7 protein-coding genes are annotated in these 11,613 nt (G+C 66.7%); 6 read left to right on the top strand and 1 reads right to left on the bottom strand.

Translation table 11 applies throughout. The features are described from left to right. Nucleotides 1-5: 5 nt before the first annotated feature. Nucleotides 6-2,015, bottom strand: a complete 2,010-nt coding sequence (locus tag PSm6_RS25065) for an alpha-1,4-glucan--maltose-1-phosphate maltosyltransferase (protein ID WP_021217650.1) — start codon at nt 2,013-2,015, stop codon at nt 6-8. Nucleotides 2,016-2,261: 246 nt separating this feature from the next. Between PSm6_RS25065 and gcsR the strand changes: the two genes are divergently transcribed. From gcsR to PSm6_RS25035, 6 genes are all read left to right on the top strand, one after another. Then, nucleotides 2,262-3,782: a transcriptional regulator GcsR gene (gene gcsR / locus PSm6_RS25060; protein ID WP_265168529.1), complete on the top strand. Its 1,521-nt coding sequence runs from the start codon at nt 2,262-2,264 to the stop codon at nt 3,780-3,782. 520 nt (nt 3,783-4,302) lie between these two features. Then, a complete protein-coding gene (gene gcvH, locus PSm6_RS25055; protein WP_265168528.1) occupies nt 4,303-4,677 on the top strand; it encodes a glycine cleavage system protein GcvH in 375 nt (124 codons plus the stop codon). Between the two features lie 11 nt (nt 4,678-4,688). Next, nucleotides 4,689-7,553 carry an aminomethyl-transferring glycine dehydrogenase gene (gcvP, locus tag PSm6_RS25050; protein WP_265168527.1) on the top strand — a complete coding sequence of 955 codons (2,865 nt, stop codon included), beginning with the start codon at nt 4,689-4,691 and terminating at the stop codon, nt 7,551-7,553. 153 nt (nt 7,554-7,706) lie between these two features. After that, nucleotides 7,707-9,083 carry an L-serine ammonia-lyase gene (locus PSm6_RS25045; protein ID WP_021217646.1) on the top strand — a complete coding sequence of 459 codons (1,377 nt, stop codon included), beginning with the start codon at nt 7,707-7,709 and terminating at the stop codon, nt 9,081-9,083. A 106-nt stretch (nt 9,084-9,189) separates the two neighbouring features. Beyond that, complete coding sequence (gene gcvT / locus PSm6_RS25040) at nt 9,190-10,305, top strand: glycine cleavage system aminomethyltransferase GcvT (RefSeq protein ID WP_265168526.1); 1,116 nt, start codon at nt 9,190-9,192, stop codon at nt 10,303-10,305. 611 nt (nt 10,306-10,916) lie between these two features. Beyond that, the gene (locus tag PSm6_RS25035) at nt 10,917-11,471 is read left to right on the top strand and encodes a hypothetical protein (RefSeq protein WP_265168525.1); all 555 of its coding nucleotides are present in this window, start codon (nt 10,917-10,919) and stop codon (nt 11,469-11,471) included. Nucleotides 11,472-11,613: the final 142 nt, after the last annotated feature.

Genomic DNA, 11,613 nt, shown 5'->3' with positions numbered 1-11,613 from the left:
TGTCCTCAGGTGGCGGCGCGGATGCGCCAGATGCCGAAGGGCTGGTGCCAGGGCTCGATGCGCATCCACTGGGTCTTGCCGTACCAGGTCCAGGTGTGGCCGTTCATCAGGTCTTCGCCCTGGGTGGCGGCATCCTCGGGCAGGCCCAGCTCCCACAGCGGCAGCTCGAAGCTGGCCTCCTGGGCGTTGTGCGGGTCGAGGCTGATGGCAACCAGGATGAAGTTGGAGCGGTCGGCGGTGCGCTTGCCGAAATACAGGATGCTGTCGTTCCAGGCGCTGTAGACCTGCAGCCCGAGGTGCGTCTGCAAGGCCGGGTTGGCACGGCGGATGCGGTTGAGCTGGGCGATCTCGCCGACGATGTTGCCGGGGGCGCGGTAGTCGCGTTGGCGCAGCTGGTACTTCTCCGAATCCAGGTATTCCTCCTTGCCCGGCACCGGCGCCGACTCGCAGATCTCGAAGCCGGAGTACATGCCCCAGAGGCCGGAGCCCATGGTGGCCAGGGCGGCACGGATGAGGAAGGCGGCGCGCCCCTGGCCGTGCAGCGGGAAGGGGTTGATGTCCGGCGTGTTGACGAAGAAGTTCGGCCGGTAGCAGTCGCACAGCGGCGGCTGGTTGAGCTCGGTGAAGTACTGGGCGAGCTCCTCCTTGGTGTTGCGCCAGGTGAAGTAGGTGTAGCTCTGGGTGAAGCCGACCTTGCCCAGGCGCGCCATCACCGCCGGCCGGGTGAAGGCCTCGGCGAGGAAGATCACCTCGGGGTGGGCGGCGCGGATATCGGCGATCAGCCACTCCCAGAACGGCAGCGGCTTGGTGTGGGGGTTGTCGACGCGGAACAGGGTCACGCCCTGCTCCACCCAACCCTTGACCACGTCGCGCAGGGCCAGCCACAGGTCGGGCTGGGCATCACGGGCGTAGAAGTCGACGTTGACGATGTCCTCGTACTTCTTCGGCGGGTTCTCGGCATGGCGGATGGAGCCGTCGGGGCGCCAGCTGAACCAGCCGGGGTGCTGGGCCAGCCACGGGTGGTCCGGGGAGCACTGGATGGCGAAGTCGAGGGCGATCTCCAGGCCATGCTCGCGGGCGGCCTGGACCAGGGCCTGGAAGTCTTCGCGGCTGCCCAGCTGCGGGTGGATGGCCTCGTGGCCGCCTTCGGCGCTGCCGATGGCGTAGGGGCTGCCGGGGTCGTCCGGGCCGGCCTTGAGAGAATTGTTCGGGCCCTTGCGGTGGGTGCGGCCGATGGGATGGATGGGCGGGAAGTAGAGCACGTCGAAGCCCATGGCCTGGATATCCGGCAGCCGCGCGATGACGTCGCGGAAGGTGCCGTGGCGCTTGCCGTCGTTGGCCGCCGAGCGCGGGAACAGCTCGTACCAGCTGGCGAACTCGGCCAGCTTGCGCTCCACGTCCAACGGGTACAGCGCGCTGCGCACGCGATGGGGATGGGCCTCGACGCGGGTCACGGCGGCCACCGTCTCGGGGGCCAGCAGCAGGGCCACGCGTTCGTCGATGGATTGCGCTTCTTCCAGGCGTTCGAGCAGCGCCTGCAGCGTGTCCACCTGGGCCGCCGGCGCCTGTTCCAGGGTCTGGCGTAGCAGCAGCGCGCCTTCCTGCAGCTCCAGCTTGATGGGCACGCCGGCGCCGTGTTTCTTCGACAGTTCGTAGCAGTAGCTGCCATAGAGGTCCCACCAGGCTTCCACGGCGAACACCACACGGCCCATGCGCGGCGGCACGAAGCTGGCCTGCCAGTGGTCGTTGCCGAGGAATTCCAGGGGCACGCGCTGCCATTCGGGGTCCTCGACCGGGCGCCAGAGCAGCTGGCCGGCCAGCTTGTCGTGGCCGTCGGCGAAGATCACCGCCGTGACGGTGCGGGCCTCCCCCTCGATGGCCTTGGCGGCGAAGCGGCCGCCTTCCAGCTGCGGCTCGACGGATTCGATGGCGATACGCGGGAATGCCAGGGCCTCGTCCAGCTGCAGCGCTCCGGAAAGACGCGCGGCGGACTCGGCGGGTGTGCTCGGGGACATCGGTCTGGCTCCTTCTGACCGGCGCATGGAGGCCGGCTGGGGCCGCGCCGGGTTGCGGAAGTGGTGTGCTAGTTCCGAACCCCCTGCGCGGGCAAAAGTTCGAACTTTCGCAAGGGGCCGCCGCTGCCGTGGCGCTCTGGCACAAGGCCAGCGCGGGGCCGGGTTCCATCACGCGGCACAAGCCATGGCCCGGTGGTGCCCGGAGCGGGCATAATCTGCGGCTTTCATCCAGCGGCTCCGCTTTCCATGCGCATTCACGTCACCTTCATCGATCGCGTCGGCATCACCCAGGAAGTCCTCGCCCTGCTCGGCGGGCGCAACCTCAACCTGGATGCGGTGGAGATGGTCCCGCCGAACGTCTACATCGATGCGCCGACCCTCAGCGCCGAGGTGCTGGACGAGCTGCGCGGTGCGCTGCACAAGGTGGAAGGCGTGCGCGAGGTGACGGTGGTGGACATCCTCCCCGGCCAGCGCCACCGCCTGCAGCTGGACGCCCTGCTGGCGGCGATGACCGACCCGGTGCTGGCGGTGGACCAGGACGGCCGCGTGCTGCTGGCCAACCCGGCGCTGCTGGCCCTGCATGGCGGCGAGCTGGAGGGCGCGACCCTGGCCCAGCTGTTCGCCGACGACAGCCTGCACAATGTGCTGCGTGAACAGGGCTTCCGCCTGCCGCTGCGCGAGGTGACCCTCAAGGGCCAGGCGCTGATGCTCGATGCCGTGCCCATCACCGAGGGCGAGCACCTGGCTGGCGCGCTGCTCACCCTTTACCTGCCCAACCGCATCGGCGAGCGCCTTTCGGCCCTGCACCATGACCATGCCGAAGGCTTCGATGCGCTGCTGGGCGACTCCCAGCCCATCCGCACCCTCAAGGCCCGCGCCCTGCGCGTGGCGGCCCTGGATGCACCCTTGATGATCAATGGCGAGACCGGCACCGGCAAGGAACTGGTGGCGCGGGCCTGCCATGCGGTCAGCGCGCGGCACAACCAGCCGTTCCTGGCGCTTAACTGCGCTGCATTGCCGGAGAACCTCGCCGAAAGCGAGCTGTTCGGCTACGCACCGGGTGCCTTCACCGGTGCCCAGCGCGGCGGCAAGCCGGGCCTGCTGGAGCTGGCCAACCAGGGCACGGTGTTCCTCGACGAGATCGGCGAGATGTCGCCCTACCTGCAGGCCAAGCTGCTGCGCTTCCTCAGCGACGGTTGCTTCCGCCGTGTGGGTGGCGACCGCGAGGTGAAGGTGGACGTGCGCATCCTCAGCGCCACCCACCGCAACCTGGAAAAGATGGTGGCCGAAGGCACCTTCCGCGAAGACCTGTTCTACCGCCTCAACGTGCTCAACCTGGAAGTACCGCCGCTACGCGACCGCGACCAGGACATCCTCATGCTGGCGCGCTTCTTCATGCAGCAGGCCTGCACCCAGATCCAGCGCCCGCCGTGCCGCCTGGCCCCGGGCACCTACCCGGCGCTGCTGGGCAACCGCTGGCCGGGCAACGTGCGCCAGCTGCAGAACGTGATCTTCCGCGCCGCCGCCATCTGCGAAAGCAGCCTGGTGGAAATCGGTGACCTGGACATCGCCGGCACCGCCGTGGCGCGGCAGAACGACGGCGAGGTGAGCAGCCTGGAAGAAGCCGTGGAGAACTTCGAGCGCGCACTGCTGGAAAAACTCTTCACCAGCTACCCCTCCACCCGCCAGCTGGCCGCCCGCCTGCAGACCTCCCACACCGCCATTGCCCACCGTTTGCGCAAGTACGGGATACCCGGCAAAAGCTGATATAGCACTTCAACAAATATTTATATCCATCTGTTTTTATTGATTATTTTATTAAAAACACCACGTAGGATGGGTAGAGCACCGCGAAACCCATCGAGAATGTGCTGCAGCACAGCATGGGTTTCGCTTCGCTCTACGCCATCCTACGGCGCATAACCTCACTGGATCTCTACATAAATCACATAACCTATTGATTTATAAATTATCTTTCTATGAACTCACCCGATCCGTATCGATTTCGCTACAGCGTAACGACTCCGTAACAACCCGCCACGCACCCCGCCGTCTCTGCCCCTCCCTGCGCACCCCTTGGAAAACCCCTATTTTCTGTAGCGTTTTCGCTACAGCCTTCTTCGCGAAAGACGTCTCGAATAGCGCCCAACCCCTTGTTTTCACTGGGTGAAAGCATCCTGGCACCGCCCTTGCTATGAAGCCGACCAGACAGCACAGGGCGACGCCCCGTGCGGGGGTCCATAGAGCGCCTGGCAAAGAACCGGGCCACAGCACCGAGGAGTTCCGAATGAGCGAGTTGCGTTTTACCGCCGAACACGAATGGCTGCGCCTGGAGGCCGATGGCCAGGTGACCGTGGGCATCACCGAGTACGCCCAGGAGGCGCTGGGTGACGTGGTCTTCGTGCAGCTCCCGGAGCTCCAGGCCTATGAGCAAGGCGCCGAAGTGGCGGTGCTGGAGTCGGTGAAGGCCGCCAGCAACATCGTCATGCCGCTGGACGGCGACGTACTCGAGATCAACGAAGCGCTCAACGACAGCCCCGAACTGGTCAACGAAGACCCGCTCGGCAAGGGCTGGTTCTTCCGCATGCGCCTGGCCGACAACGCCGTGCTGGCCGACCTGATGGGCCGCGCCGCGTACGAAGCCCTGATCAAGAACGCCTGAGGAGCCTGACCATGCCCATCCAGACCAACGCCCTCGGCACCGCCAACGAGTTCATCGCCCGCCATATCGGCCCGCGCGAGACCGACATCCAGGCCATGCTCGACCTGCTCGGCCACGCCGACCTGGAATCCCTCAGCGCCAGCGTCATCCCCGACAGCATCAAGGGCACCAGCGTGCTCGACATGGGCCCGGGCCAGAGCGAGGCCGACGCCCTCGCCGCGATCAAGGCCATCGCCGGCAAGAACCAGCTGTTCACCAACTACATCGGCCAGGGCTACTACGGCACCCACACGCCTTCGCCCATCCTGCGCAACCTGCTGGAAAACCCCGCCTGGTACACCGCCTACACCCCGTACCAGCCGGAAATCTCCCAGGGCCGCCTGGAATCGCTGCTCAACTTCCAGACCCTGATCAGCGACCTCACCGGCCTGCCGATCTCCAACGCCTCCTTGCTGGACGAAGGCACCGCTGCCGCCGAAGCCATGACCTTCTGCAAGCGCCTGTCGAAGAACAAGGCCAGCAACGCCTTCTTCGCCTCCCGCCACTGCCACCCGCAGACCCTCGACGTGCTGCGCACCCGTGCCGAGCCCCTGGGCATCGAAGTGGTCGTAGGTGACGAGCGCGAGCTGACCGACGCCGCGCCCTACTTCGGCGCGCTGCTGCAATACCCGGCCAGCAATGGCGACCTGTTCGACAACGCCGAGCTGGTGGAGCGCTTCCACGCCGTCGGCGCCCTGGTGGCCGTGGCCGCCGACCTGCTGGCCCTGACCCTGCTCAAGGCGCCGGGCGAATTCGGTGCCGACGTCGCCCTGGGCAGCGCCCAGCGCTTCGGCGTGCCCCTGGGCTTCGGTGGCCCGCACGCGGCCTACTTCGCCACCCGCGATGCCTTCAAGCGCGACATGCCGGGCCGCCTGGTCGGCGTCTCCATCGACCGCCACGGCAAGCCGGCCCTGCGCCTGGCCATGCAGACCCGCGAGCAGCACATCCGCCGCGAGAAGGCCACCAGCAACATCTGCACCGCCCAGGTGCTGCTGGCCAACATCGCCAGCATGTACGCCATCTACCACGGCCCGCAGGGGCTGACCCGCATCGCCAAGCGCGTGCACCAGCTCACCGCCATCCTGGCCCAGGGCCTGGCCAAGCTGGGCGTCACCGTCGAGCAGCAGAGCTTCTTCGACACCCTCACCCTGGCCACCGGCGCCCGCACCGCCGAGCTGCACGCCAAGGCCCGCGAGCAACGCATCAACCTGCGCGTGGTCGACGACCAGCGCCTGGGCCTGTCCCTCGACGAGACCGCCACCCAGGCCAGCATCGAAGCACTGTGGACCCTGTTCGCCGACGGCCAGGCCCTGCCCGCCTTCGCCGAGCTGGCCGCGACCATCCCCAGCCGCCTGCCCACCGCGCTGCTGCGCGAGTCGGCGATCCTCGCCCACCCGGTGTTCAACCGCTACCACTCGGAAACCGAGCTGATGCGCTACATGCGCAAGCTGGCCGACAAGGACCTGGCGCTGGACCGCAGCATGATCCCGCTGGGCTCCTGCACCATGAAGCTGAACGCCGCCAGCGAGATGATCCCGGTCACCTGGGCCGAGTTCGGCAACCTGCACCCCTTCGCCCCGGCCGAGCAGTCCCAGGGCTACCAGCAGCTAACCACCGAGCTGGAAGCCATGCTCTGCGCCGCCACTGGCTACGACGCCGTGTCGCTGCAGCCCAACGCCGGCTCCCAGGGTGAATACGCCGGCCTGCTGGCCATCCGCGCCTACCACCTGAGCCGCGGCGACGACCAGCGCGACATCTGCCTGATCCCGCAATCGGCCCACGGCACCAACCCGGCCACCGCCAACATGGCCGGCATGCGCGTGGTGGTGACCGCCTGCGACGCCCGCGGCAACGTCGACATCGCCGACCTCAAGGCCAAGGCCGAAGAGCACCGCGACCGCCTCGCCGCGATCATGATCACCTACCCCTCCACCCACGGCGTGTTCGAGGAAGGCATCCGCGAAATCTGCGAGATCATCCACGCCAACGGCGGCCAGGTGTACATCGACGGCGCCAACATGAACGCCATGGTCGGCCTCTGCGCCCCAGGCCAGTTCGGCGGCGACGTGTCCCACCTGAACCTGCACAAGACCTTCTGCATCCCCCACGGCGGTGGCGGCCCGGGCGTCGGCCCGATCGGCGTCAAGTCGCACCTGGCGCCCTTCCTGCCCGGCCACGGCCACATGGAGCGCAAGGAAGGCGCGGTGAGCGCCGCGCCCTTCGGCAGCGCCAGCATCCTGCCCATCACCTGGATGTACATCCGCATGATGGGCGGCGCCGGCCTGCGTCGCGCCTCGCAACTGGCGATCCTCAACGCCAACTACATCGCCCGTCGCCTGGAAGAGCACTACCCGGTGCTCTACACCGGCACCAACGGCCTGGTGGCCCACGAGTGCATCCTCGACCTGCGCCCCCTCAAGGACAGCAGCGGCATCAGCGTCGACGACGTGGCCAAGCGCCTGATCGACTTCGGCTTCCACGCCCCGACCATGTCCTTCCCGGTGGCCGGCACGCTGATGATCGAGCCGACCGAGAGCGAATCCAAGGAAGAGCTGGACCGCTTCTGCGACGCCATGATCCGCATCCGCAACGAGATCCGCGCGGTGGAAACCGGTGCCCTGGACGCCAACGACAACCCGCTGAAGAACGCCCCGCACACCGCGGCGGAGCTGGTCGGCGAGTGGACCCACCCCTACAGCCGCGAACAGGCCGTGTACCCGACCGCCAGCCTGGTGGAAGGCAAGTACTGGCCGCCGGTGGGCCGCGTCGACAACGTCTTCGGCGACCGCAACCTGGTCTGTGCCTGCCCGTCCATCGAGGCGTACCAGGACGCCTGATCGGCACGTGATCGTGGGGGCGGGTTCATTCGCGGATGAACTTGCCCCCACGCACCGCCTTGCGCTTCAACGGTCGGGCCGCGAGGCCCGATCCCTCCCAGTGTCTACGCTGACCAATAACAACGAGCGCGATCCAGGCTCAGGAGCGACACCATGTCCCTCAGCGTCTTCGACCTGTTCAAGATCGGTATCGGCCCCTCCAGCTCCCACACGGTCGGCCCCATGCGGGCGGCCGCACGCTTCGTCGACGGCTTGCGTCGCGAAGGCCTGCTGGCGGGCACGGAAACCCTGAAGGTGGAGCTCTACGGCTCCCTCGGCGCCACCGGCAAGGGCCACGGCAGCGACAAGGCCGTGCTGCTCGGCCTGGAAGGCGAGCAACCCGACACCGTGGACACCAGCGGCATCGACGAGCGCCTGGCGCAGATGCGCAAGAACGGCGAACTGCGCCTGGGTGGCGAAAAGACCATCCGCTTCGTCGAGAAGGATCACCTGGCGATGATTCGCAAACCCTTGCCCTTCCACCCCAACGGCATGATCTTCCGCGCCTTCGACGCCGCCGGGCTACAACTGCGCTCCCGCGAGTACTACTCGGTGGGTGGCGGCTTCGTGGTGGACGAGGAAGCGGCCGGGCACGACCGCATCGTCGAAGACCAAACCCCGCTCGCCCACCCCTTCAAGACCGGCAAGGAACTGCTCGCCCACTGCGCCACCAGCGGCCTCTCCATCAGCGCGCTGATGCGTGAGAACGAAAAGGCCTGGCGCAGCCCCGAGGAAACCAGCGCTGGGCTGCAGCGCATCTGGCAGGTGATGCAGGACTGTGTGAAAGCCGGCTGCCGCAAGGAAGGCATCATGCCCGGCGGGCTCAAGGTCAAGCGCCGCGCCGCCGCGCTGTTCCGCCAGCTCAGCGAGCGCCCGGAAGCCGCCCTGCGCGACAGCCTGACGGTGCTCGACTGGGTCAACCTCTACGCCCTGGCGGTGAACGAGGAAAACGCCACCGGCGGCCGCGTGGTCACTGCGCCCACCAATGGCGCGGCGGGCATCGTCCCGGCGGTGCTGCACTACTACGCGCGCTTCGTGCCCGGCGCCAATGACGAAGGCGTGGAGCGCTTCCTGCTCACCGCCGCCGCCATCGGCATCCTCTACAAGGAAAACGCCTCCATCTCCGGCGCCGAAGTGGGCTGCCAGGGCGAGGTCGGCGTGGCCTGCTCCATGGCCGCCGGCGCGCTCTGCGAAGTCATGGGCGGCACCGTGCAGCAGGTGGAAAACGCCGCCGAAATCGGCATGGAACACAACCTGGGGCTGACCTGCGACCCGGTCGGCGGCCTGGTGCAGGTGCCCTGCATCGAGCGCAACGCCATGGGCTCGGTCAAGGCCATCAACGCCGCGCGCATGGCCCTGCGCGGCGACGGCCAGCACTTCATCTCCCTGGACAAGGTCATCCGCACCATGCGCCAGACCGGTGCCGACATGAAGAGCAAATACAAGGAAACCGCTCGCGGCGGCCTTGCCGTGAACATCATTGAATGTTGATCGACAGCAGCTTGAAGCTGAAAGCCGGAAGCCTGAAGAGCACAGCGGTTCCTGCTCTCCCTTCCAGCTTCTGGCTTCAAGCTTCCAGCTAACAGAAGGAATCCCCATGACCCTCGCCAAAACCCCGCTGCACAGCCTCCACCTCGAACTCGGAGCGAAAATGGTTCCCTTCGCCGGCTACGACATGCCGGTGCAGTACCCGCTCGGCGTGATGAAGGAGCACCTGCACACCCGTGAGCAGGCCGGGCTGTTCGATGTGTCCCACATGGGCCAGATCCGCCTGCGCGGCAGCGACGCCGCCAAGGCCTTGGAGAGCCTGGTGCCGGTGGACATCATCGACCTGCCGGTGGGCCTGCAGCGCTACGCCGTGTTCACCGACGCCAACGGCGGCATCCTCGATGACCTGATGGTGGCGCGCCTCGGTGCGGACGAGCTGTTCCTGGTGGTCAACGCCGCCTGCAAGGACCAGGACCTGGCCCACCTACGCGCCAAGATCGGCGACCGCTGCGAGATCGAGCCGCTGTTCGAGGAACGCGCCCTGCTCGCCCTGCAAGGCCCGGCGGCGGTCAACGTGCTGGCACGCCTGGCGCCCGAGGTGGCGAAGATGACCTTCATGCAGTTCGGCAGCGCCCGCCTGCTGGGCGTCGAGTGCTACGTCAGCCGCTCCGGCTACACCGGTGAAGACGGCTACGAAATCTCCGTGCCCGCCGACAAGGCCGAGGCCCTGGCCCGCGCCCTGCTGGCCGAACCGGAAGTCCAGGCCATCGGCCTTGGCGCCCGCGACTCGCTGCGCCTGGAAGCCGGCCTGTGCCTCTACGGCCACGACATGGACACCGCCACCACCCCCATCGACGCCAGCCTGGCCTGGGCCATCTCCAAGGTGCGCCGCGCCGATGGCGAGCGTGCCGGCGGCTTCCCTGGCGCCGAGCGCATCTTTGCCCAGCAGCGCGAAGGCGTCGCCGCCAAGCGCGTCGGCCTGCTGCCCCAGGAGCGCGTACCGGTGCGTGAAGGCGCCGAGATCGTCGACGCCGACGGCACCGTCATCGGCCGCGTCAGCAGCGGCGGCTTCGGCCCCACCCTGGGCGCCCCGGTGGCCATGGGCTACGTCAACGCCGCCCATGCCGCCCTCGACAGCGAGATCTGGGCCGTGGTGCGCGGCAAGCGCGTGGCGATGAAGGTCGCCAAGACCCCCTTCGTGCCGCAGCGCTACTACCGCGGCTAACGCTTCACCCTCGATGCCCCGCAGGCTCCCCCAGCCGAAGCGAGGCCCTCAAGGCGGCGGTGCAAACCGCCGCCTTTTCTTTTTCCGGCACTCCGACCCAAGGCAGGGCCTATCCCGGAATGTGGGTGGAGGTCGCTCTTTACCTCCACCGGCGATGCCCGGTGTCACAACCCAATCCCGAACCGTGCCACACCGCCGTAGGTTGGCGCCGAGCGCAGCGAGGCCCAACGGTGGTCAATGGGAAGGTGCCAAGGCTGTTCGCGAGCAGAGCTCGCTCCTACGGGCCTCGCTCCGAAGGACGATCCTTGGCACGAATCCGCGCCGCCTGGGTGCTTCTTCGCGAATGAATTCGCTCCCACAAAAGCGGGCACAGGTGGGCCTCCGCAGGCTGCTCAAATCATCACATACAAGATTACAAATCTCTCGTAACTCATTGATTCATATGAAATTGAAAAACATAGAATTTACTTTAACTTCTGCCGTCATCCACTTGAAAACAGGCGATTCAGGCGCCGAAACCTCGCCGTAATACTTCTGGCATATCACCGTCATCTCGCCGTCACACGACTCGGGCAGATTCGCCTCTCACCAATCCTGGGGAGGACCATGAAATGCCCTGCAAGAAAAACCTGATCCAATCGCTGACCCTGGCCGCTCTGGCCATCGCCATCTCCGCCTGCAGCACCCCGCCGGCCGCTCCGGCCAAGGTCGAGGCGCTGAACAACGAAGACTGGTACCAGGTCCGTACCGAGAAGGAACTGTTCGTCTTCGACGACTACGCCACCTACCGCGGCTATATCGAGAACGGCACTGCCCCGCTGAAGAAGGCAACCGGCAAGAAAGACGGCTTCGACCGCGACATCACCCTGATCCTCAAAGCCGAAGACCAGGGCAAGGAAGCCAAGACCAGCGCCCAGCGCTTCCTCGACGTGAGCCTGCCGCCGGCCCTGCCGTTCTACGGCGAGCTGCGTGACGAAGACGGCATCATTTACGTATTCAGCCGCTACGGCGACATGATCGACATGTACAAGATCGGCGAACCCACCTTCAGCTACGTCGACATCGGCGGCGGCCCGCAAGGCCAACGCGTGGTCTACGTCCTGACCAAGGAAGAGCCCAAGCCCGAGAAGCAGATCGCCCTGTTCCACAGCAAATACAACATGTGATCCGCTAAGCACGGTCACCCAACGGCAGCGCCTTGGCGCTGCCGTTTTCATTTGCACGGAAAATGCCGGCGGTGGGAGCGAATTCATTCGCGAAGGAACCCGACACCAACCCACCCGGGAACACCCGTAGGGGCGAATTCAT

The organism is Pseudomonas solani, assembly GCF_026072635.1.
GTDB classification, from domain to species: Bacteria; Pseudomonadota; Gammaproteobacteria; order Pseudomonadales; family Pseudomonadaceae; genus Metapseudomonas; species Metapseudomonas solani.
The sequence above is the reverse complement of the archived record's forward strand: the minus strand, read 5'-3'. Positions and strand labels throughout refer to the sequence as shown.